Source organism: Amycolatopsis sp. NPDC051061, assembly GCF_040682935.1.
In the GTDB taxonomy this organism is placed as follows: domain Bacteria; phylum Actinomycetota; class Actinomycetes; order Mycobacteriales; family Pseudonocardiaceae; genus Amycolatopsis.
In genome coordinates this window covers 1-20853 of sequence record NZ_JBFBBZ010000004.1, presented here as the reverse complement: position 1 = coordinate 20853, position 20853 = coordinate 1, and the positions used below count along the sequence as shown (strand labels likewise).

Below are 20853 nucleotides of genomic sequence, written 5' to 3'. Positions count from 1 at the left end.
ATGAGTTTCCTGCGCCGGTTGCTGGGCGACCGCACGCCTTCGGACTTCTCCGGTTCGCTTTCGCCCGGGGAAGAGGTCGTCGACAGCGCCCCCGTCGAGGGCGGTGGGTACCTGGTCGTGACGCAGCTCGGGCTGTGGGTCCCTTCCGACGGCGGGGCGCGGCGCGTCGGCTGGCACCTCGTCGGCAAGGCGGCCTGGGCGGACGGCGTGTTCACTCTGACCGAGTCGGCCGAGGTCGGCGCGGCGGGCGCGGCGATCCTGCTGGCGGACCTGCCGCCGGTCCGCTTCCGGCTGGCCGCGCCGGGCAAGGTGCCGCGCGAGGCCTACCAGCGCGTCGAGGGCTCGATCCGGTCGCGGCACCGGCAGGAGATCGGGGCCGGGGGCGCGTGGTTCGTGCAGCGCAAGGTGCCCGGCCGCGACGGCAGCGTCCTGCAGGTCCGGCCCGACCCGGGTACCGACGCCGAGCTGGTCGCGGTCATCGCCGAGCAGGCCGCCGCGAAGCTGGTCAACCCCGCCGGGTAACAGTACGCTCGTACTCAGTACAAGCGTACTTTTTGGAGGCGGCCGTGTGGGATCCCGAGAAGTACCTCGACTACGCCGATCTGCGGGCCCGGCCGTTCTACGACCTGGTCGCCCGCATCGGCGCTCCCGCTCCGCGCCGGGTGGTCGACCTGGGGTGCGGTCCGGGGAACCTGACGGTTTCGCTGCGGGAACGCTGGCCTTCGGCTGCTTTGGAATGCGGCGACAGCTCACCGGAAATGGTGACGGCCGCGCGCGCCCGAGGTCTCGACGCGTCGCTGCTCGACGTCCGCGACTGGAAGCCGGCGCCGGACACCGACGTCGTGGTGTCGAACGCCGTCCTGCAGTGGGTGCCGGACCACGGTTCGTTGCTCCGCCGCTGGGCTTCCTCGCTGCCCTCGGGGGCGTACCTGGCGGTCCAGGTGCCGGGCAACTTCAACGCGCCGTCGCACTCGCTGACGCGGGAACTGGCGGCGTCCCCGGCGTGGTCGTCCCGGCTGGCCGAGGTCGTCTTGCGCGAGGACGACGCGGTCTCGAGCCCACTGGAGTACGCGAACCTCCTGGCCGACGAGGGCTGCGGCGTCGACGCTTGGGAGACGACGTACGTGCAGCCGCTGCGGGGCCCGTCGCCGGTGCTGGAGTGGATCACGGGAACGGCACTGCGCCCGATCCGCGCGGTCCTGTCCGACGCGGAGTGGGAGCAGTTCCGCACCGAGCTGGCCCCGCGGCTGGCTTCGGCATACCCGGCCCGCCCCGACGGCACGACGTGGTTCGAGTTCCGCCGCGTGTTCGTCGTGGGCCAGGTCTAGCGGCGCACCTTCTCGCTGATCTTGGCCCGCGCAACACCGGCAGCACCTTGGACCATGGGATGGTCGACGACCCGGCGGTAGGTGCGCACGAGCTGCTCGTACCGCCCCCGGCCTGCCTTGGCGCCCAGCACGTACCCCAGGCCTGCCCCCAGCAGGAACTTCTTCATCCGCGTCCACGCCTTCCGTCGGTAGGTCGTCCGACTGTCCATTGTCCAGGAAAACCGGCCGCAGGGCGCGGTTGCGCCAAGTGGGGGGTGGGTGCGGAGGGTGTGCGGGCATGGGCTAAAGTTCTTCTCGTCGGTCGGAGAGACCGGCACCGGAAGTGAGCAACATTCCCCTGTAGCTCAACTGGCAGAGCATTCGGCTGTTAACCGGAGGGTTCTTGGTTCGAGTCCAAGCGGGGGAGCAAAAGCCCAGGCCAGCGGCCTGGGCTTCTTTGTGTCCGGGGTCCGGGGCGATGTGGTGTCGATTTTGACGATCGTCCACTGACCGGTCCCGCTCCAGCAGTGTCCGCGGCTGCTGTTCTTCGGCCGGGTCCAGATCGGCCAGCAGCTGGGCCTCGGCCTTGCCCAGACGCTCCCGGGCCTCCGTCAGCGCCTGGGTGCCCTTTCCGTGGTGAGCACGTGACGCGCTCGGCGGTCGACGGGGTCCGGCCGCCGGGTGAGTAATCCCTCGGCTTCGAGGAGGTAGGTCGTCACAGTCTTGTCGAGCGCCAGAGGCTGGGCGACCGCGAGCTGCGACCGGGGTGGTCCCGACACGATCGCCATCAGCACCAGGTAGCCCCGGAGGCCACCGGGCAAGGCGGCGAGCCGCCGACGCGGCGGCGAAGCTGGGAGTGCGGCCCCTCACCCTCGACGTCACCGATGACGATTCCGTGGCCGCGGCGGCCGCGCTCGTCGAGCGCGAACAGAGGCACCTCGACGTGCTCGTCAACAACGCCGCTGTCCGACCGGCGCTGAAGCCGGTGGCCTAGGTGACCGCCGCCTACGCGCGGACGGTCTTCGACACCAACATCATCGCGTGGTCCAGGCTATGCATGCCTTCCTGCCCTGCTGGAAAAGTCCGCCCACGGCGTCGTCGCTGGAGTCTCGTCTCGTCGAAATCCCTTACACGGCATCGAAAGCGGCCCTTTCGAACGTCGTCGACCCGGGCCCACGGCGACCGGCATGAACTCGCTGCCCGGCGTGCAGCCCGTCGAGGCCGGTGCGGCGCCGATCGTGCGGGCCGCGCGGTTCACCCCGGCGGATCCGACCGGCAGCTTCCTCGACGCGAAAGGGATCTCTCCGTGGTGACTCGAAGCGCTCTGGCGAGTTCGGCCGCGAGGTCGTTCAGCAGCCGGTCGAACCGTTGCAGCAGGTTGTGTCCGATGTGGACGCTGTAGCGGCCAGCTCGGTCATTCGTTCATCCGATCCGCTCGCCCGCAAGTCATGAGCAGCACGGCGCGTCAGTCGTCACACGGGCGCCGTCGGTTACAGCCGCGGCGGAGTCCGGTGATGGTTGACCCGAGGTGGTCCTCGCGGAGACCATGGGCTGGGAGGTAGGGCTTGCGATGGGCGTTTCCGGTGGTCCTGAGGGCAGTACGAAATATGACGTGTGTCTGTCCTTCGCCGGGGAGCAGCGTGGCTACGTCGACCAGGTGGCTGCTCATTTGCACCGAAAGGCGGTGCGGGTCTTCTACGACCGCTACGAGACCGCAGCACTATGGGGCGAGGACCTTGTAGCCCACCTGGACGAAGTGTTCCGCACACAAGCGCGCTTCTGCGTGATGTTCGTGTCTTCCGACTACGCCGACAAGATCTGGACGACCCACGAACGCCGTAGTATCCAGGCGCGGGCAATCCGCAGCGCGACCGAGTACATTTTGCCAGTGCGCTTCGACCAGACCGAAATTCCCGGTCTGCTCGACACCGTGGGTTACCTGAACGCCGTTGATCTGACACCCGAGCAGGTGGCTGATCTCGTAATCGCGAAGGTACGCGGCACCCCGACCATCGACTTGCTGACCTATGCCCCGAAAGGGGACGTCCGGCCGAACCATCGGCCCGCAGGGCCTGATGTCCCATCAGCCGATCGGGTCATCACCAGTCAGCTTTTCGGCATGGCGCGCGTTGTCGGCCGCGATGGCCAGTTGGCGCGGCTGTCGGACAGCTTCTTCAGCGTGGCCCGCAATGCGGTCGCACCCCCTGTGATCCGTGTTCTCACCGGCATCGGCGGCATCGGCAAGTCCAGTCTTGCCCGCGCGTACGGCGTGCACAACCAGGTGCGCTACGACCTGATTTGGTGGATCCGGTCGGAGACAGCCGAGCTGGCAGTGGACGACTTCCGCGGGCTTTTGACCACCCTGGGGATATCGGAGGTGCAGCGGCTGGAGCAACCGGTCCAGCTGGCCCACGTGCTGCTGGCCAACCGGGGCGGCCGATGGTTGCTGATCTTCGACAATGTGCCCCGCCAGTCCGGGTTGCGGGGTCTGATTCCCCCCGAGGGAACCGGGGACGTCATCGTGACCAGTAGAACGCAGTCGTGGAGCGACCCGAGGATGGTCCTGCCGGTTCCCCCACTGCCGGACAACGTCGGTGCGGCACTCCTGCTCGACACCAGCCGCGACGACGATGCGCCGGCCGCGCGCGATCTGGTCAAAGAACTGGGAGGCCTGCCGCTGGCCTTGCACCAGGCAGGCTCCTACGTCGCGGAGAACCCGATCGGCCTGGCCGAGTACTTGCGGCTCTACCGGGAGCACCGGGCCCGGCTCAATCAGCTGGGCTTTGCACCGGACTACGACCTGAGGGTCGGAACGACGTGGGAGGTCTCGTTCCAGATGATCCCCGAGAACGCCCAAACGGTCCTCAACGTCCTGGCGTGGCTGGGACCGGAGATGGTGCCCTTGGACCTGTTGCTGAGCAGGGAGCCGGTCGACGGCGTTCCGCGGCCGGTCGCCGATCGGGTCGGCGCCGTCTTCGCTTCTGAGATCGTCTACCTGGACGCCGTGAGTGCCCTCTCCGGGTACGGGCTGGCCACGGTCACCGGCCGGGACGCGACGGTGCACCGGCTGATCCAAGCGGTGACCCGGGACAGCACCGAGCCTGAGAGCGCGGCCACCGACTGGGCCGGGGCCGCCGCCGCGCTCCTGCTGGCAGCCGTCCCGACCCCGCCTGCCGACGCCGACAAGATCGCGACCTGGCTGCGGCTACGCCCGCACATCGAGCACCACCTGCGCATCACTCCTGCGCCGGAGAGCATCCGGTCTCTGCGGCTGCGGCACTGGAGCGCCCAATGGACCGGCGAGATCGGGCGCCCGCTCGAGGCCCTGGCCGCGTTTGCCGGCTTGATCGAGGACCAGGCCCGGGTCCTTGATGAGACCCATCCGGACGCCCTGCGCTCGCGCCACAGCCAAGCCCAGTGGACAGGCGAGTCCGGCGACTTCTCGACGGCGGTCGTCTTGTTCGACGAGGTGGTCGCACTCTGGGTGCAGACAGCAGAGCCGGATCACCCAGAGGCGCTCCGGGCCGTACACAGCTCCGCGTACTGGCTCGGCGAGGCGGCCGACCCGGACGGCGCCTGCGCTCGTCTTCGAGACGTACTCGCGCGGCGAGAACGGATTCTGGGTGCCGGACACCCCGACACGCTGCGGACGAAACACAGCCTCGCCTACCGGACGGGACAAACCGGAGACTATGTCGCGGCCTGCGCCATGCTCGAGGAACTGCTGCCCATTCGCACCCGCATACTCGGCCACGACCACCCACATACCTTGCGCACTCGCTACAGCCTCGCCCAGTCACTGGGTCACAGCGGACAACTCGTCCGCGCCCGCGACCTGACCGCGGACCTGCTGGCCGATCAGACCCGCGCATTGGGCAAGGACCACCCGCACACCCTGCGCACCCGGTACAACCTCGCGCACTGGACCGGCGCCGCCGGAGACCGTGCCGCCCAGCGGGCCGTCCTCACGCATCTGCTGGACGATCAGGGCCGCATCCTCGGACCCGAACATCCGGACGTCACCCTGACCCGGCAGGCGCTGGAGGACATCGGATGAGTGATTCCGCCAGCGCGAAGTCGTCTCCCGACCTGCGGGCGCTGGCGCGCGCGATCCTCGACACCGTACTCGCGGGAGACCGGCAACCGGTCGCCGTCGCGCACCCGCTGGAGTTCGTCTGCATCCCGCTCCTGCGCACCCCCGGGCTCGGCGTGTGCGGACACATCTGGCAGGACGGCCAAGCCGCCCCGACGGTTCATTGCCACAGTTGGCACCTCACCAGCGAAGTCATCGCCGGCGCCCTCTTCAACGAGGTCTTCGCCGTGACTGACTCTTCTGAAGGCGATCAGCACCTTCTCGACGTCGAGAGCACCGGGCCACTCGACCGGATAGCGGCAACCGGGCGGACCGTCACCGTGCAGACCGAGCAACGAACACTGTACGAGGCAGGCGATACCTACTACTGCCTCCGAGCGGGCGTTTTCCACCGTTCGACCCCGGCGTCCACCGGACCGACGATCACCCTCCTGGCCGGCAGAACCGTCCCGGGGGCCAACGATCAGATAGTGGCGTCCCGGGCCCGCGGGCAGCGGGCGACACGGCGCGGCGAACTGCCCATTCCGGCGGCGCGCGCCCTAGCGGTGCTGTTGCGCAGCGCCGTTGGCGAGCCGGGTCCGCTAAGCCCTACCGAGAACCGGCAGAAAGGCCGCAACGCAGATCTCCCGTTCCAGTTCTACGACGTCGCGCCCGCAAAATCTGACGCCAGTCCACCTTGACCCGCGTCCGGACGGCTCGGTCACACAGACCACTCGTCCGCCCTTGCCCGCGACGTAACCGGCAAGGAATCCGCAGTCGACGGGCAATCGCCCGTCGATCACCATCACATGCGCCCCGGCAGCGATCTCGAGCACATCGGCGGCCGACGGGTCAGGGCGCACTACAGCGAGCCCGACCGACCGGGCGACCTCCGTGACGACTTTTGCCAGGGTGTCGGCCGCGGTCAGCAGCAACAACACGGGCAGCGTCGCCGGGAACTTTTCGCCTTCGGAGGCCGGCTCCACGTTCGCGAACGCGCCCACGACCACCTTCATCGATTCTTCGTACCCGTCAGCCAAATCGACCCCGTTGATTCCGGCCAGGCCGGCAGGCAAGTCACCAAACCGGCTCCCCTCGGCCAGGAGCGGCACGATCGGCTTCCCGAGCAACTGAGCGGCCTCCACCTCGCGCATCACCCACCGTGACGCCAGGGCTGCCGGGGTGGCCAGGAGAAGGACCGCTCGCGCGTCGCCGATCGCGGCACTGATCTCGGCAATCCACGAGCCACCCAGACCCAGCCGACGGTCAGACCAGACTTCCACGCCTGAGGTACGCAGGTCGTCCCGCACTTGGTCGAGGAGCCTTCGGTCGGACCGGGAGTAGCTGAGGAAGACATGAGACATGCAAGTATTTAAGGGTTCGATCAGCCTCTTTCAACCGGTTCGACGTGGCCGTGCCGTCGCGGCGCTGCTGATCCTGAGCCGGAGGTCACCGGACGCGGTCGGGCTTGGGGGCGCCGCCCTCGTCGTCGCCTGGCAGGTGCACGTCGGACACCGTGATGTTCACCTCGACCACCTCGAGCCCGGTCATCTGCTCCACCGCCGTGATCACGTTGCGGCGCACGGACCGCGACAGGTCGGCGATGGACACGCCGTAGTCGACGAGGATCTGCAGGTCGACCGCGGCCTGGCGCTCGCCCACCTCGACCGATACGCCCTGGCTCGCCGAGGCGGTCGCGCCGGGGATGCGCTCGCGGAGCGCGCCGAACGCCCGGGCCGCGCCGCCGCCCAGGGCGTGCACGCCGGACACCTCGCGCGTGGCCAGTCCGGCGATCTTCGACACCACCGTGTCGGCGATGCTGGTGGAGCCCTGCGTGGAGGGGACGGGGGTCTTCGTGGCTGCCTGGGTCGACATCGTGTGCTCCTTTGGGCCGGATCTGCTTGCCTGGGTGGAAGTCCTCGCTGTCCAGACCCGGCCGGCCGGTGATCGTCACGACCTGATCGTGTGACGCCGGTCTCGGTGCCGGCCGCGCGTGCCGGGATAAACCGCCCGGCCCCAATCGAGTCAACTATTCCCGGTCGGCGGCCCGCGGGACCCACCCGATTGGTGAACCAAGTGGAGTGATCGGGGCCACGTCAGTAATTTCCGTCAGGCGGGACGGTGAACACACCTTTCGCCGCCGGACCGCCTCACCAAATCGCCAATCGAGGAGTAATTCATGCTGAAGAAGTTCGGCTTCGTCGTCGCCGCCACGGCGGCGGGCGCGTTCCTGGCCGGTGGGGTCGCCGCCGCCGGCACGCCGTCGGGCCACGACGACCACGGCCACGGCCGCGACGTCACCAGCCAGCTCGGCCTGCTCAACCTGGACAACACCGACGCGCTCCACAACGTCAACGGCACGGTCGGCCTGTGCGACAACGACGTCAACGTGCTCGGCGTCCAGGTGCCGATCCGTCACTCGCTCAACGGCATCGGCGTGCCGATCCTGTCGCCGGGCGAGCACGAGGCCAGCGGTGAGTCGCCGTACAACTGCGCCTCGGGTGGCGTGGCCGACGGCGGAACGAGCCAGGGCAACTGATCCTCCGTGCCCCGGCTGCCCGTTGTGTGTTCGGAAGCCGGCCGGGAGCACGGAAATCCGGCGTTCGCATCGACGCGAAGCAACGCCGGTGTGGGTGGGACCGGTCTCCGCCTGGAGATGGGGACCGGCCCCACCCGACATCATCACGAACACGTGCGGCGGCGGTCCCGGGCTCCGGGACCGCCGCTTCCTTTTGTCACCGACAGCGCGGCTCACCGGGACACGCGCGCAGGAATTCGACGACCGGCGCGGCCGTGATCGCCTGGTTCGGTCCCGGCGCGCCTTGTGGCCACCGGATCGACACCGAGACCGAAGAAGAGTTGTTCCGGTAGTTCTTCTCCGCCAGCGTCCGGTCGTCGTTCACCGTGTTGACGAGGTCGTAGGTCCCCGAAGGCACGTGGGTGATGTCCAGCCACTGGAAATCGACGTTGTACTTGTAGTCGTCGCCCGACCCGACCGAGATGCCTTCCAGCACTTCGAGAGCCGTCGGTTCGTGGTGGCGGCACATGTTGTCGTGCAGGCGCCCGGCTAGTTCGGCGTCCGCGCCGGTGTCGCCGGGCACGTGGGCCAGGCGGTCGATGTCGGCCACCGGGTACCGGTCGCCGAGGCAGAAGCCGTTCTTGCGGTCGGTGACGACCGTCTTGCCCGCCGGGGAAACCAGCGCGAAGTGCTCGAAGTTCATCAGGTGCCAGTGCTGGTGCGCCCGAGCGGGTTCGTAGTAGGTGAAGGCTCCGGTGGCACGCTGCGCGGACGCGTAGTCCTGCGGTATGGAGCCGTCACCGCTGTTGCGCAGCGCTTGGCGGACGGACATCTTGTCCTGCTGCGTGCTGTCGCGGCGACCGTAGAGCAGCAAGGGCCCGTCGCCGATGTTTTCTTCCGAGCTGGTGAACCGCAGCCGGGCGGCCTTCGCCGCGGTGGGCGGAACGCAGCGCCCGTTGGGCGCGGCCGGGTCGACGACCAGGCACACGTCCCAGTTGCCGCACCGTGAGAGGTCGCCCGGTTCGCCGCTCGCGCAGCCGGGGGGAACCTGGCGCAGATCGGGCAGGAGCAGTGTGGGCGACGCATCGGCGCGAGGAGCCGACGACGAGCCCGCGGCCACCATCGCCACGGCCGCCAGTACCACGAGTTTCTTGAGCAAGAGCTGGACCGTCCTGTCCGGTGTTCCGATCGGGGTGATTCTAGGAGTGCCTAGGTCGCCGTGACGGGCAACGACGCACGCGGGTCACTCAATGGACTGAGTCGCCACCGGATTCGGGGGTTCGGTGAGTAACGTGCGGGCGAACCATCGTCGTCGCAAAGGAAGTTCATGTCGGCAACCGCTGATTTCCGGGAAGTGGTCACGAGTTGTCCCGAGGTGGTCCTGGCGGCCGTCGGGGGTGCGACGCTGGTGTGCGGGACCCGCCCGGAACTCATCAAGCTGGCCCCGCTGATGCGGCTGTTCGGCGACGAATGTTCCGTCGTCTACACAGGACAGCACTACGACGAGTCTCTCTACTCGCGCATCCGCGCGGATCTCCCGCCGTCGAACCGGTTCCACGAGCTGGGCGTGGGCGGCGGCCGTCGCGGGGACCAGCTCGGCCGGACGATCAGTGCCGTCGACGAGGTCCTCGCGACGCACCCCGGCCGGGTGGTCGTCGTGCAGGGCGACACGACCTCGGCCCTCGCCGGCGCGCTGGCGGCCAACACGCACGGTCTGCCGCTGGTGCACGTCGAAGCCGGGTTGCGCAGCCACGACCGCGCGATGCCCGAAGAGCACAACCGGGTGCTGATCGACCACCTGGCCGACCTGTGCTGCGCGCCGACCGAGCTGAACCGCGCGAACCTGCTGGCGGAAAACGTGCCCCCGCACCGGATAGCGGTCACGGGCAACACCGTCGTGGAAGCGCTGCGGGCCGCGCTCCCGGGTGACCGCGAGCGCGAAGCCGTCCTGGCGGGCCAGGGCCTGGCGCGGGACCGCTACGCGCTGGCCACCATCCACCGGCCGGAGAACGTCGACGATCCCGGACGGCTGGCGGTGATCCTCGGCGAGCTGGGCCGGCTGCCGGTGCCGGTGGTGTTCCCGCTGCACCCCCGGACCGCGAAGAGCGTGGACCGGTTCGGCTTGGGCCGGCTCCTGGAACCCCTCGTCGTGCTGGAACCCCAGTCCTACACGACGTTCCTCGCCCTGGCCGCGGAAGCGGCGGTCATCGTGTCCGATTCGGGGGGCATCCAAGAAGAAGCGAGCGTGCTCAAGCGGCCGGTGATCGTGGTCCGGCGCAGCACCGAGCGGCCCGAGATCGCCGGGACGTTCGGCGTGCTGGTGCCGGCCGGACCGCGGATCGGGGAGGAGGCCGCTCGGTGGCTCGAGGACGTCGCCGGCCACCGCGAGCGCCTTCGGCACCACCCGTCGCCGTACGGGGACGGGACGGCCGCCGCCCGGATCGTGGCGGCGCTCGGCGAAGTCCTGGTTCACCGGACCGGTTCGGTGACCGCGGGCTGATCGAGCCCGGCCGTGATCCGGCCGGTGACGTCGTTCGCGAGCGCGACGCTGGAGTTCCAGCTCGTGACCTCCGGGTACACGTGGGCCGTCGTCGCGAGGAGCAGGTTCGTGTCCTCCACCGCGACGACGGGACGTCGGGACAGGTAACCCAGCGGGTACACGGGCTCGACGAACGGCGCCTTGAACACCCGCACGTCCTCGATGTCCTCGGCGCCGAGCTCCGGGTAGAGGCCCCTGAGCTGAGCCGTCCAGCGTGCCGCGATCCCGGCCTCGTCGTCGATGTACAGCTGCGAATCGCGATCGGTGTAGCGCATGACGTAGACGAGGTGGTGACCGCCGTTCGCCTCCGTGCCGGCCAGCTCGGACATCGCGACGACGCCGTCGAACTCGGTCCCCGAACGCAGCACCGGGGTCCAGTAGTGCTCGGTCAGCCGCCGGCGGAGGAAGAACACGGCGGTGACGACCCCCTGGTAGGGCAGGTCGGTGCGGGGCAGCCGGGCGGCGAGCGCCTCGTCGGCGATGCGCCGCAACAGGGGCAGCGGCACGGTCGAGACCACGTGGTCCGCGCCGAGCACCTCGCCTCCGTTCAGGGTGAGGATGGAGCTGTCGCCCATGCTGTGCAGCCGGCGCACCGGGGTCGACGTGCGGACGGTTCCGCCGGCGCGCTCGATGGCGGCGCGCATCGCGTCGATGACGGCCTTGTAGCCGCCGGCGGGGTAGCCGCGTTCGGCCACGTTGCGCTCGCGGCCCAGCCGCTGCCACAGGTACAGGGCGGGCACGTCGCCGAAGGACGGCCCGAACTTGGAGCCGAACATCGGCGCGAAGAGCCGTTCCCAGACGACATCGCCGTAGAGGCTGCGAAGCCAGTCCTCGGTGCGGAGCTCGTCGAGGTCGCGTCCTCGGCCCAGGCGCCTCAGCAGGAGCGAGACGACGCCGAAGCGGACGCGGTCGTGGAGTCGCAGCGGGGTGAACCGCAGGAGGTCGACGGCGGAGTTGAAGGGGTACCGCCGGCCGTCGACGACCATGCCCATCGTCGTGTCCTGCCACCGGACCGAATCCTTCAGGCCCACCTCGTCCAGCAACGCCAGCAAGCTCGCGTCGGACGGCATGATGCAGTGGTAGAACCGCTCGACCCACCGGTCGCCGTGGGGGAAGAACGTGCCGAGGCCGCCGAGCTGGTCGCCGGCCTCCAGGAGGGTCACCTCGGCGCCGCGGCGGGCCAGGCGGTGGGCGGCGGCGAGGCCGCAGATGCCGCCGCCGATGACGACGACGTGCGGGGTGGTGGTCGACTGGGTCACCGGTGGGTCACAGCTTTCGGAAGGGCGCCGGGCTGAGCCGGTCGCGGGCGAGCAACTTCAGGTACTGCACGATGGTCCGCCGCAGCTTGAGCTTGCTCGGCCCCTGCTTGCGGTCGTACTGCAGGGCCAGCGGGATCTCGGTGATGACCGGCCGGCAGTGGCGGAGCTTGAGCAGCAGCTCGACCATGCACGCGAAACCCTGTTCCTCGATGAGCCGTTCGCCCCAGTGGGCGGAGGCACGGGTGAGCAGGGACGCGCGGTACGCGCGGTACCCGCTGGTGAAGTCGCGGACGCCGTCGACGTCGAGGGCGTGGTGGAAGAGCTTCGCCGCGCCTCGCGACAGCACCCGCCGCCCGAGCGGGGCGGTCCGGTCGTCGCCGCCGGGGACGAACCGCGAGCAGATCGCGACGTCCGCGCCGGCGTCGATTTCCGCCTGCAGCGCCCGGATCAGCGCCGGATCGTGGGTGTCGTCGGCGTCCATGACGACGACGGAGTCGCCGGGACCGGCCTCCTCGAGCGCCGCTCGGAGCCCGGACAGCACGGCGCGGCCGAGGCCGAGGTTCACCAGGTGCCGCACCACGCGGACGTCGAGGCCGTCGACGCCCGACTCGGCCACCGCGACCGTGGCGTCCGCGGAGCCGTCGTCGACGACCCAGACGGTGAGCTGCTCGGTGCGGGCCACCTCGGCGAGCCGCCGCAGCAACGCCGGCAACGACGCTTCCTCGTTGTACGCGGGCAACACGACGTGCGCCCGTCCGACGGTCCGTCTCGTGGCGCGGTCGGGTTCCGCCGGCGTGGCCAAGGTGGTTTCTTCGTGCACCACGGTTCCTTTGTTCGATCGTGTTGTCACCCGACCGGCGTCGAGCATCGCGCGGCCGTCACGACGTATTCGGCTATGTTGTGTGCTTTCTTTAGCGGCCTCGAAGGTCCCCCGGAAGGATGGACGTCATCAGAACTACACGGTGTTTCTCCGGGTCACCGGAATGGGTTTCCCTGGCTCCCCGGTCGGGTGGAAAGCGCGCCCGCGGACGCGAAATTCACTCGAAAGAACAGGGATCTCCCCGAATGGATGAGTCGTGAAGAAAAAGGAAGAAATGACCACCACCGCCCCCGTTCGTTCCCGAAGAGGCCAAGGCCGATGACCGAACTGAAGGACCCGGTCCTCGCCGGCGTGCCGCCGCTGCCGCGCCGCCCCCGGCCGACCACCCGGTCGGGGGAACCGGCGCGCCCGCGCCCGCTGCTGGCCCGGATCAACGCCGTGGCCGTGCTGCTGGTCGCCGTCGACTGCGCCGCCTGGCTGGTCGCGGTCGTGCGGACGGGCCCCGGCCTCGCCGGTGCCGTGGTGACCGCCGTGGCGCTCGCGGGCGTCCGGGTGGGTGGCGGGGTGCACCGCCGCCGGCTGTGGCTTTCCTGGCTGCAGGACCTTCCGCGGTCGGTCACCACCGCCGCCCTCGCGTTCGCGCTCGTGACGGGCGTGGGGCTCGCCTCCGGCATGGACGGCACCGGCACGGCGGAGATGCAGGAGGTCGTCCTGCTCTTCTTCGCGCTCGGCGAAAGCGTCCGCCCGCTGGTCTTCGCGCTCGGGCGGTGGGGGCGCCGCCGGCTGCGGCGGTGCGACCGGGCCGTCGTCGTGGGATCCGGGCCGCTCGCCGGTGAGCTGGTCCGCACCATGCTCGAGCACCCGGAATTCGGGCTGCTCCCGGTCGGTATCGCCGTGTCCGGCGGCGATCCGGCGCCGGCCGGCCTGCCGATCGAGACGATCGGGGACGACCTCACCGAGGCCATCTCCCGGCTGGGCGCGGGCACGGTGATCCTCGCCCCCGGCGACGACCGCGACGGCGCCGTCGTCGACGCCGCGATCAGCGCCCACCGGTCCGGGTGCGTCACCTTGGTGCTGCCGCACCTGTTCGAACTCTGTTCCGACGGACCCGGGGTCGACCGGCTTCGCAGCTACCCGCTGGTGTGGCTGGGCGGCGCGCCGACCCGGCGGCTCAGCTGGTGGGTCAAGCGCCTCGTGGAGACCGCGCTGGCCGCGGCCGCGCTCCTCGTGCTCGCCCCGGTGATCGCCGGTTGCGCGCTGGCCGTCCTGGTGGAGAGCGGCTCCCCGGTCTTCTTCCGCCAGGTGCGGGTCGGGATGGACGGCCGCACCTTCGTGCTCTACAAGCTGCGCAGCGTGCGGCCGTCCGCTGTGGACGATTCGCAGGTCCGCTGGTCGGTCGCCGGGGACAGCCGGGTCGGTCCCGTCGGCCGGCTCCTGCGCCGGACGTCGCTGGACGAGCTGCCCCAGCTGTGGAACGTCGTGCGCGGCGACATGTCGCTGGTCGGACCCCGGCCGGAACGACCGGTGTTCGTGCACGAGTTCTCCGCCGTCCACGACCTCTACCAGGCCCGGCACCGCGTCCCGACCGGGCTGACGGGGCTGGCTCAGGTGCACGGCCTGCGCGGCGACACCTCGATCGCCGACCGGGCGCGCTACGACAACTACTACATCGCCAACTGGTCGCTCTGGCTGGATGTGAAGATCATCATCCTCACCGTGGGAGAACTGCTGTGCCGAAGGCAACGCTGATGCGCCGGATCCCGGCGACCACCCGCCTCCGGGGGTGGGCCGGCGTGCTCGTCCTGGTGGCCGGCTGCCTGTCCGGGTGCGTGACGAGCTCCGCGCAGGAGGTGTCGGTGCCGCCGCCGAAGCCGTTGGCGCCGTGCGCGTGGTGGTACGGGATCGGTCAGCCGCCGACGTCCCGCGAGATCGAGCTGGCCGCCAAGCGGTACCAGGTCGTCGTGCTCAACGCCGACCAGAGCGCGGCGATGCACCGGCTGCACGAGCTCAACCCCGCGGTCAAGGTGCTCGTGTACAAGGACCTTTCCAGCACCCGCAACTACCCGGGCGCCGTCGACGGCGGCCGGGACGCCGCGTTCCTGCCCAGCGGCATCGGCTACGTCGCCGCGCAGGAGAAGCACCCGGACTGGTTCGCCACGGACGACCGCGGCCGCCGCATCGAGTGGCAGGGTTACCCGAAGCACTGGCAGATGGCCGTCTGGAACCCGGACTACCAGCAGGCCTGGACCGACGCCGTCGTCGGGGAGACGACCCGCGAAGGCTGGGACGGGATCCTCGCGGACAACGACTTCAACTCGCTGAGCCATTACTCGCCGGCGGTGCTCGCCGGGACGGCGAACGTCGCGGAGACCGACCGCAAGCTCCGCGACGGCCTCGACGCGTTCCTCTCCCGCGTCGGCGACGCCTTCACGAAAGCGGGGAAGCTCCTCGTGCCCAACGTGTCCGAGACGCACCTGGTGCCGGGCCGCTGGACCGCGCATTCCCGCTTCGGCGGCGCGATGGAGGAGAACTTCGGGTTCCGCGAAGACGGCGGCACCGGTGGTCTCCTGACGTTCCGGGGCAACGAGTTCCAGGAGCTGCGCGCCCAGGCGGCGCTGGGGGAGTCGATGCTGCTGCTGGTGACGCGGACGAGGAACACGCGGGAGGAGCGGGCCGGGTACGCGAGTGCCGCCCTGCTCGCCGGTCCCCGGACCTGCTGGACCCGGGCCACCACCGACGACTACCGCGACCCCGAGTGGTCGGCCCTGCAGGACAGCGGTCTGGGCGAGGCGGTGGACGCGGCCGGCCGCCTGCCGAACGGCGTTTGGACGCGGACGTTCAGCCACGGCTGGGTCGCGGTGAACACCACCGCGGCGACGCAGACGGTCACTCCGCCCGAGGGGCTGGCGGAACCCGGCTCGCGGCCACCGACTTCGCCGCCGCCGACTTCGCCACCGACCTCGCCGCCGCCGACTACGCCGAGCCCGGCACCCGCCCCGATCACGCTCGAGGCCGCGGACGGGATCGTGCTCGTCTCGCCGGCGAAAATCTTGGCGAGCGCGGGGGTGCGCAGGGTTCCGGCCGACTGTGCGCGGGGGCGTGCTCGGCCGGTGCCTGCCTGATCCGGCCGGGTCCGGTCACGCTCGAGACCGGATCCGGGCCAGCTCTTCGTAAAGGGCCAGGTGCCGTCGCGCGCAGGCTTCCGGCCGGTACCGCGCGTGGGCGCGCTCGGCCAGAAGCCGCCCGACGCGGCCGGGGTCCGGTTCGGCGAACAGGGCGCGCAGCCGGTCGGCGAGCGCCGTGACGTCGCCGGGTGGGGCGAGGAAGGACGGTCCGCCGTCGAGGTCGAGCATGTCGGCCACGCCGCCGGTCGCGGTGGCGACGACGGGCTTGCCCGCCGCCATCGCCTCCGCCACCACCAGCGGCTGCTGCTCCATCGAGGACGGCAGGACCAGCGCGTCCGCCTCGGCCAGCAGCGCCGGGACGTCCGGCCGGAAGCCGAGGAAGGTGACCCGACCGGCCAGCGGGGCCGCCCGCGCGGCGCGCTCCGCCTCGGCGCGCTGGGGGCCGTCGCCGACCACGGTCAGCCGGGCGTCCGGGGGCAGCACGCCGGGAACGGCCAACGCGGCCAGGAGGTCGAGGATCCCCTTGCGTTCCACGAGCAGCCCGGCGAAGACCAGGTTCCGCACGGGTCCGCGCGGGGGGACCGGCTCGGCGGGTTCGACGCAGTTGTCGATGTGCGCCAGCCGGGCCACGGGCACCTTCAAGCGGCGGCGCAGGAACCCGCCCATCGCCTCGGCGGGCACGATCGTGCGGTCGAGGAGGCGGGCGACCACGGCGTCCGCCGCGAGGACGGTCCTCGTGTACGCGGACGGGCCGGCCGCGCGCCCGCCGCGGAACCACGGCTCGGCCACGTCGTCCGGTACGCCGTGATAGGTCTGGACCAGTGTGGGCCGGGGGCCGCGGCCGGCTCGCAGGCCCGCGATCACGAGCCCGGCGCGCCGGTCCTGCGCGTGCACCACGTCGGGCCGCCACGCGCGGATCGCGTCGCGTGCCCGGCCGGCCGCCGCGAGGTTTTCCTTGTCGGCGACCCGCAGCTCTTGGTGCCGGCCCTCGATCAGCTCGGCGCCGCGGGCGGGCGGGGGTCCGAAGACCCGTACCTCGACGCCGGATCCCGCCAGCGTGGCGGCCAGCCGGACGGTGACGTCGACCGGGCCGCCGCGGTCCTGGGTGAGCAGGTAGGCGATGCGGGTCACGAGGCATGCTCCGAGCGGTAGAGGTGGTCGGCGAGGGTGGCGATCCGGTCGGTCATGCGGCCGCGGTCGAAGGACTCCTCCGCCCGGCGGCGGCCCCGTTTGCCTTCGAGCGCGGCCAGTTCCGGGTCGGCGAGGCGCGCGGCGACCGCGTCCGCGAGGCCGTCGAGGTCCCCGGGTGGCAGCACCGCGCCCGCGGTGGAGACGCTCTGGCGGACGCCACCGACGTCGAACGCGACCACCGGCCGCGCGCACGCCATCGCCTCCAGCGGTACGAGGGCCATGCCCTCGGCGCGGGACGGGAGGACGACGACGTCCGCGGCGGTGTACCACGCCGCCGGTTCGTCGGTGTGTCCCGGCCACCGCACGGATTCGTGGCTCGCCACGGGGTGCCGCTCCCGCCACGCGACACCCATCGGCCCGTCGCCGGCGAGGACGAGCTTCGCGTCCGGTACGCGCCGCAGCACGGCGGGCCAGGCCGACAGCAGCTGGTCCTGGCCCTTGAGCTCGGCCAGCCGGCCGACGCAGACCGCGATCGGGACCTGGCCGGGCAGGCCGAGCCGCCGGCGGGCCGCCGCGCGGTCGCCCGGGGAGAACCGGACGGTGTCGACGCCGTTGCAGACCACCTCGGCTCCGGCCGTCACGCCGGCGGCCCGGCCGGCGACGAGCTCGTCGTCGCTCACGCACACGACGAGATCGGTCCAGCGGGAGGCGAAGCGCTCCCACGCCGCGGTCACCCGGCGCAGCGGTCCCTTCGCGGTCTCGAACGACCACAGGTGGGGCTGGAAGACGGTGGGCCGGCTGCCCCGCACGGCCAGCCGGCCGGCGAGCCCGGCCTTCGAACTGTGCAGGTGCACGACATCGGGGTCCAGGCCGGTCAGGAGCCGGTGCAGCCGCAGCGTCTCGCCGGCGGACCGCACGCCGGGGGAGCGGCTCGCCGGCCAGCCGCGGACGTCGATGCCGAGTTCGCGGGCGTGCTCGGCCAGCCGTCCCGAAGGCGGGCACACCACGGTCACCGACCAGCCCCGGTCTCGTTGCGCCACCGCGAGTTCCAGCACGACCACGGCGACGCCAGCCGTCACCGGCTGCGAAACGTGCACGACTCTCATCCGTGGCCACCCCGGCGCAGTTCGGCGAGAGCGTTCCGCTGCAGCAGACAGGTCGCGCCCGCGTAGCCCGCGACGAGAACGGCGGCCTCGGCGACGGCACCCGGCAGGGAACCCGCGGCCCCGAACCACCCGGCGTGGGCCAGCGCGACGGCGGGCACGGCCGCGGCGGCGCCCGCGAGCAGGACGCGGGCGGCCACGCCGGCCAGTTCCGCCCGCGACGGGGCCACCCCGCTCCGGTCCAGGACCAGCCAGGCGAGCGGCACCACCAGCCACGCCGCGCCGAGCTGCACGCCGGCGACGGCGCCGATGCCGGCGGAGGTCAGCAGCGCCAGCCCGGCCGCGAGCAGGAGGAGGTGGGTCGCTTCCAGCGCCAGGTACCGCCGGACGTGCCCGGTGGCCTTCACCGCCTGGTACCAGATCTGCAGCAGGCAGATCCCCGCGCCGTAGCCCGACAGCAGCACGAGCGGACCCGCCGCGGCCGCCCACCGGGCGCCCAGCAGCACGACGCGGTCGGCGAGCAGGGCCAGCGCGAGGTAGAGGCCGCCGGTCACGACGAGCACCGCGCGGGTGAACCGGGCGACGGCCTCACCGAGCGGTCGGCCCTCGCGCCGCAACCGCGTGAACACCGGGAAGGCGACCGCGCCGAGCACGACCGCCACCATGATGTAGGGCACCCAGGCGAGGCGGTAGGCCAGCGAGTAGACGCCGACCGCGGCCGGTCCGAGGACGTGGCCCACCGCGAGGTAGTCGAGGTTGACCAGCAGGGCGGACACGATCGCGGCCGGCCCGACCACCGCGACCCACCGCAGGGCTTCCCGGGCCGCCGCGATGTCCCAGCGCGGGCGCACCCCGCCGCGGACGAGCGTCCCGAGCAGCGGCTGCGCCACCGCCGTGCCGACCAGGCCGAGCACCAGCGAGACCGGTCCCACCCCGCAGAGGGCGAGCACCACCGTCAGCCCGGCGCCCAGCACCGCGCCACCGCCGTCGGGCAGGATCCGGCGGCGGAAGTCGAGCTCCCGGTGCATCAAGCCCATCTGCACGCCGCCTGCTGCGGAGAACGGCAGGCCGAGCGCGGCCAGGCGCACCAGATCGGCGGCCTCCGGGGTGCCGAGCAGCACCGTGAGGGGACCGGCGGCGATCACCAGGGCGACGGCCAGGAGCAGCCCGGCGCCCACGCTCAGCGTCAGCAGGGTGCCCGCCATCCGGCGCGGGTCCAGCTCGGTGCGGCCGATCACGTCGTACACCCCGATCGACTGCACCACCTGGCCGAGGTTGACCAGCGCCACCGCCAGCGCCACGGCCCCGAGCTGCCCCTCGGTCAGCAGGGCCGCCAGCACCAGCGTGACCAGCATCTGGCTGCTCTTGCTGACGAGGTTGACCACGCCGAGCCACAGGGAACCGCGGACCGCGCGGCTCCCGAGCGTGCCGGTCATGCGGCCACCGGGGTCCGGGCGGCGGAGCCGCGGGTGAGCCGGACGGCGGCGAACACCAGCAGGCACCACGCGACGACGACCGCGGCGCCGTCCAGCGTGACCGCCGCCCGCGGCCCGAGCGGCGAAGCGATCGCGGTGTCCACTGTGTACAGATGCGCGAAGGGGATCGCCAGCGTCAGTACCGCGAAGCCCGCCGGACCCCAGCCCGGCTCGGCGTGGTGGCGCCACCACAGCGCGGCCGTCGCCGCCATCGCGGGTACGGCGATGAGCACGTCGCCGGGCTGGTGCACGACGCAGACGACCACGGCGAGGCACGTGACCAGGTCGGCGACCGGCGTCGCCGAGACCCGGTCGAGGCGCCGGGCCAGCAGCACGCTCGTGACCAGCACCGCGGCCAGGACCACCAGCTCGACGCCGGAGGGTGCCCAGCCGGTGACGCGGAACAGCACCGCGGCCATGTCGATCCGTTGCGCGGTCAGGGAGTCCACGGCGCCGTAGCCGGTGCCGCGCGCGTGCGTGAGGTTCGCGGCGACGACGTCGAGGAACGGCCCGATCCCGCCACCGCGCACCACGAGGACCGCCACGACCGGAAGGCTGGCGACCGCCGCGAACGCGGTGCCCCGCACCGCCACCCCGCGCGAGCCGCGGGCGAAGAGCAGGACGGCCAGCGGGAAGCCGTACTGCGGCTTCAGCCAGGCCAGCGCGAGCGCCACCGCCGCCCACCCCGGCCGGTCCCGCCGCGCCAGCAACGCGCCCGCCGCGCCGAGGGCGATCAGCGGGTTGATCTGGCCGACGTAGAGCTGCGCCTTCCCGACCTGGCTCGTCACCAGGAGTGCCGAGACGACGACCGTGGTGACCACAAAGGACACCTGGAGGTGCCGCCGGACCGAGTGTGCCGTCAACGCCGCGAGCGCGACCAGCAGCAGCAACGAGAACACCGAGAAGGCGACGGCGCCGACGCGGTAGCCCGGCAGCGCGAACGGCGCGTGCAGCAGCAGGTGGTAGGGCTGGTAGAGGTTGAAGTCCTGGCGCACCGGCCAGTGCGCGAACATCGCGGCCGGGTCGTACGGGTTGCCCCCGGCGAGGAACTCGCGGATCGGGAAGTACAGGGCGTCGCGGAAGTCCTGCAGCCGTTCCTCCGCCAGGTCGGCGGGCGTCGGCAGCGGCACCTGCCACGACGGCGCGAGCGCGTGCCAGGCACCCAGCACCCCGGCGACGGCCGCGACGACGAGCACGACCCGCTGTCGCACGCTCATGCCAGCACCACCGCCACGAGCACGGCGTCGCCCGGCAGCACCCCGACGGCCGCGGTCAGCTCGTCGTGCCCGTGGCGCCGGGGCGCCACCGCCACCACCGACGAGCCGGCTCCGGTTTCGCCGTCCGGCAGCCCCGCCGCCAGTTTCGCGGCGGTCTCCACGAGGTCCGGGCGCACGGGCAGCACGCGGACGGGACGGCCGGCCGCGCGGCACAGGACGGCCAGCCGGTCGGCGGTCGCCGGATCGTCCTCCCGCACGACCCCCCCCGGCCGGTGGCGCCCCGCCGC

General features: G+C 71.7%; 20 protein-coding genes, 1 tRNA gene and 1 pseudogene. 11 read left to right on the top strand and 11 right to left on the bottom strand.

Annotation, left to right across the window (positions count from 1 at the left end):
* Together AB0N03_RS06530 and AB0N03_RS06525 are read left to right on the top strand one after the other, a co-directional pair.
* A complete protein-coding gene (locus tag AB0N03_RS06530) occupies positions 1-522 on the top strand; it encodes a hypothetical protein (protein WP_364366364.1) in 522 nt (173 codons plus the stop codon).
* A 44-nt stretch (positions 523-566) separates the two neighbouring features.
* A complete protein-coding gene (locus AB0N03_RS06525) occupies positions 567-1328 on the top strand; it encodes a trans-aconitate 2-methyltransferase (RefSeq protein ID WP_364366362.1) in 762 nt (253 codons plus the stop codon).
* Here AB0N03_RS06525 and AB0N03_RS06520 read toward each other — a convergent pair.
* Entirely contained in the window at positions 1325-1537 is a 213-nt protein-coding gene (locus AB0N03_RS06520) for a hypothetical protein (RefSeq protein ID WP_364367179.1), read from the bottom strand. The two genes, AB0N03_RS06525 and AB0N03_RS06520, sit on opposite strands and share 4 nt — an antisense overlap.
* Positions 1538-1661: 124 nt before the next feature.
* Between AB0N03_RS06520 and AB0N03_RS06515 the strand changes: the two genes are divergently transcribed.
* The 5 genes from AB0N03_RS06515 to AB0N03_RS06495 all read left to right on the top strand — a co-directional run bounded on the left by AB0N03_RS06515 (position 1662) and on the right by AB0N03_RS06495 (position 6080).
* Positions 1662-1734 (top strand) — tRNA-Asn (locus tag AB0N03_RS06515).
* 339 nt (positions 1735-2073) lie between these two features.
* Entirely contained in the window at positions 2074-2301 is a 228-nt protein-coding gene (locus tag AB0N03_RS06510) for an SDR family oxidoreductase (RefSeq protein ID WP_364366359.1), read from the top strand.
* 193 nt (positions 2302-2494) lie between these two features.
* Positions 2495-2620: a hypothetical protein gene (locus AB0N03_RS06505; protein ID WP_364366356.1), complete on the top strand. Its 126-nt coding sequence runs from the start codon at positions 2495-2497 to the stop codon at positions 2618-2620.
* A gap of 215 nt (positions 2621-2835) precedes the next feature.
* Positions 2836-5364: a tetratricopeptide repeat protein gene (locus AB0N03_RS06500; protein WP_364366353.1), complete on the top strand. Its 2529-nt coding sequence runs from the start codon at positions 2836-2838 to the stop codon at positions 5362-5364.
* A complete protein-coding gene (locus AB0N03_RS06495; RefSeq protein ID WP_364366350.1) occupies positions 5361-6080 on the top strand; it encodes a hypothetical protein in 720 nt (239 codons plus the stop codon). Before AB0N03_RS06500 ends, AB0N03_RS06495 begins: the two co-directional genes overlap by 4 nt.
* On the opposite strand, the gene AB0N03_RS06490 is transcribed toward AB0N03_RS06495, so the two are convergent.
* Positions 5982-6743, bottom strand: coding sequence for a toll/interleukin-1 receptor domain-containing protein (locus tag AB0N03_RS06490; protein WP_364366347.1), 762 nt, complete (start codon positions 6741-6743; stop codon positions 5982-5984). The genes AB0N03_RS06495 and AB0N03_RS06490 overlap by 99 nt on opposite strands.
* Positions 6744-6828: 85 nt before the next feature.
* Complete coding sequence (locus AB0N03_RS06485; protein WP_364366344.1) at positions 6829-7254, bottom strand: Asp23/Gls24 family envelope stress response protein; 426 nt, start codon at positions 7252-7254, stop codon at positions 6829-6831.
* Between the two features lie 304 nt (positions 7255-7558).
* Here AB0N03_RS06485 and AB0N03_RS06480 point away from each other — a divergent pair, with 304 nt between their 5' ends.
* Positions 7559-7918, top strand: coding sequence for a hypothetical protein (locus AB0N03_RS06480; protein WP_364366342.1), 360 nt, complete (start codon positions 7559-7561; stop codon positions 7916-7918).
* Positions 7919-8114: 196 nt separating this feature from the next.
* Here AB0N03_RS06480 and AB0N03_RS06475 read toward each other — a convergent pair whose 3' ends face one another.
* Positions 8115-9056 carry a lysyl oxidase family protein gene (locus AB0N03_RS06475; RefSeq protein WP_364366339.1) on the bottom strand — a complete coding sequence of 314 codons (942 nt, stop codon included), beginning with the start codon at positions 9054-9056 and terminating at the stop codon, positions 8115-8117.
* Positions 9057-9224: 168 nt separating this feature from the next.
* On the opposite strand from AB0N03_RS06475, the gene wecB reads away from it, so the two are divergent.
* Positions 9225-10397: a UDP-N-acetylglucosamine 2-epimerase (non-hydrolyzing) gene (gene wecB / locus AB0N03_RS06470; protein ID WP_364366336.1), complete on the top strand. Its 1173-nt coding sequence runs from the start codon at positions 9225-9227 to the stop codon at positions 10395-10397.
* Here wecB and AB0N03_RS06465 read toward each other — a convergent pair.
* Both AB0N03_RS06465 and AB0N03_RS06460 read right to left on the bottom strand, forming a co-directional pair.
* On the bottom strand, positions 10367-11695 hold the full coding sequence (locus AB0N03_RS06465; protein ID WP_364366333.1) for an NAD(P)/FAD-dependent oxidoreductase: 1329 nt from the start codon (positions 11693-11695) through the stop codon (positions 10367-10369). The genes wecB and AB0N03_RS06465 overlap by 31 nt on opposite strands.
* Before the next feature lie 7 nt (positions 11696-11702).
* Positions 11703-12515, bottom strand: a complete 813-nt coding sequence (locus AB0N03_RS06460) for a glycosyltransferase (protein ID WP_364366330.1) — start codon at positions 12513-12515, stop codon at positions 11703-11705.
* A gap of 318 nt (positions 12516-12833) precedes the next feature.
* Between AB0N03_RS06460 and AB0N03_RS06455 the strand changes: the two genes are divergently transcribed.
* Complete coding sequence (locus tag AB0N03_RS06455) at positions 12834-14264, top strand: exopolysaccharide biosynthesis polyprenyl glycosylphosphotransferase (RefSeq protein ID WP_364366327.1); 1431 nt, start codon at positions 12834-12836, stop codon at positions 14262-14264.
* Positions 14246-15637 carry a putative glycoside hydrolase family 15 protein gene (locus tag AB0N03_RS06450; protein ID WP_364366323.1) on the top strand — a complete coding sequence of 464 codons (1392 nt, stop codon included), beginning with the start codon at positions 14246-14248 and terminating at the stop codon, positions 15635-15637. The genes AB0N03_RS06455 and AB0N03_RS06450 overlap by 19 nt, the downstream gene beginning before the upstream one ends.
* A 15-nt stretch (positions 15638-15652) precedes the next feature.
* Here AB0N03_RS06450 and AB0N03_RS06445 read toward each other — a convergent pair whose 3' ends face one another.
* From AB0N03_RS06445 to AB0N03_RS06425, 5 genes and pseudogenes are all read right to left on the bottom strand, one after another.
* The gene (locus AB0N03_RS06445; RefSeq protein ID WP_364366321.1) at positions 15653-16771 is read right to left on the bottom strand and encodes a glycosyltransferase family 4 protein; all 1119 of its coding nucleotides are present in this window, start codon (positions 16769-16771) and stop codon (positions 15653-15655) included.
* A complete protein-coding gene (locus tag AB0N03_RS06440; RefSeq protein WP_364366318.1) occupies positions 16768-17877 on the bottom strand; it encodes a glycosyltransferase in 1110 nt (369 codons plus the stop codon). The genes AB0N03_RS06445 and AB0N03_RS06440 overlap by 4 nt, the downstream gene beginning before the upstream one ends.
* The gene (locus AB0N03_RS06435; RefSeq protein ID WP_364366315.1) at positions 17874-19310 is read right to left on the bottom strand and encodes an oligosaccharide flippase family protein; all 1437 of its coding nucleotides are present in this window, start codon (positions 19308-19310) and stop codon (positions 17874-17876) included. Before AB0N03_RS06435 ends, AB0N03_RS06440 begins: the two co-directional genes overlap by 4 nt.
* The gene (locus tag AB0N03_RS06430; RefSeq protein ID WP_364366312.1) at positions 19307-20566 is read right to left on the bottom strand and encodes a glycosyltransferase 87 family protein; all 1260 of its coding nucleotides are present in this window, start codon (positions 20564-20566) and stop codon (positions 19307-19309) included. The genes AB0N03_RS06435 and AB0N03_RS06430 overlap by 4 nt, the downstream gene beginning before the upstream one ends.
* Positions 20563-20853 (bottom strand): annotated as a pseudogene (locus AB0N03_RS06425) (hypothetical protein); the annotation flags it as partial. The pseudogene AB0N03_RS06425 and the gene AB0N03_RS06430, both read right to left, overlap by 4 nt.

Bases quoted from the DNA above. Each gene is read 5' to 3' on its own strand.
- AB0N03_RS06530 (WP_364366364.1), top strand. From the start codon at position 1: ATGAGTTTCCTGCGCCGGTTGCTGGGCGACCGCACGCCTTCGGACTTC.
- AB0N03_RS06520 (WP_364367179.1), bottom strand. From the start codon at position 1,537: ATGGACAGTCGGACGACCTACCGACGGAAGGCGTGGACGCGGATGAAG.
- AB0N03_RS06505 (WP_364366356.1), top strand. From the start codon at position 2,495: ATGAACTCGCTGCCCGGCGTGCAGCCCGTCGAGGCCGGTGCGGCGCCG.
- AB0N03_RS06495 (WP_364366350.1), top strand. From the start codon at position 5,361: ATGAGTGATTCCGCCAGCGCGAAGTCGTCTCCCGACCTGCGGGCGCTG.
- AB0N03_RS06490 (WP_364366347.1), bottom strand. From the start codon at position 6,743: ATGTCTCATGTCTTCCTCAGCTACTCCCGGTCCGACCGAAGGCTCCTC.
- AB0N03_RS06485 (WP_364366344.1), bottom strand. From the start codon at position 7,254: ATGTCGACCCAGGCAGCCACGAAGACCCCCGTCCCCTCCACGCAGGGC.
- AB0N03_RS06480 (WP_364366342.1), top strand. From the start codon at position 7,559: ATGCTGAAGAAGTTCGGCTTCGTCGTCGCCGCCACGGCGGCGGGCGCG.
- wecB (WP_364366336.1), top strand. From the start codon at position 9,225: ATGTCGGCAACCGCTGATTTCCGGGAAGTGGTCACGAGTTGTCCCGAG.
- AB0N03_RS06455 (WP_364366327.1), top strand. From the start codon at position 12,834: ATGACCGAACTGAAGGACCCGGTCCTCGCCGGCGTGCCGCCGCTGCCG.
- AB0N03_RS06440 (WP_364366318.1), bottom strand. From the start codon at position 17,877: ATGAGAGTCGTGCACGTTTCGCAGCCGGTGACGGCTGGCGTCGCCGTG.
- AB0N03_RS06435 (WP_364366315.1), bottom strand. From the start codon at position 19,310: ATGACCGGCACGCTCGGGAGCCGCGCGGTCCGCGGTTCCCTGTGGCTC.
- AB0N03_RS06430 (WP_364366312.1), bottom strand. From the start codon at position 20,566: ATGAGCGTGCGACAGCGGGTCGTGCTCGTCGTCGCGGCCGTCGCCGGG.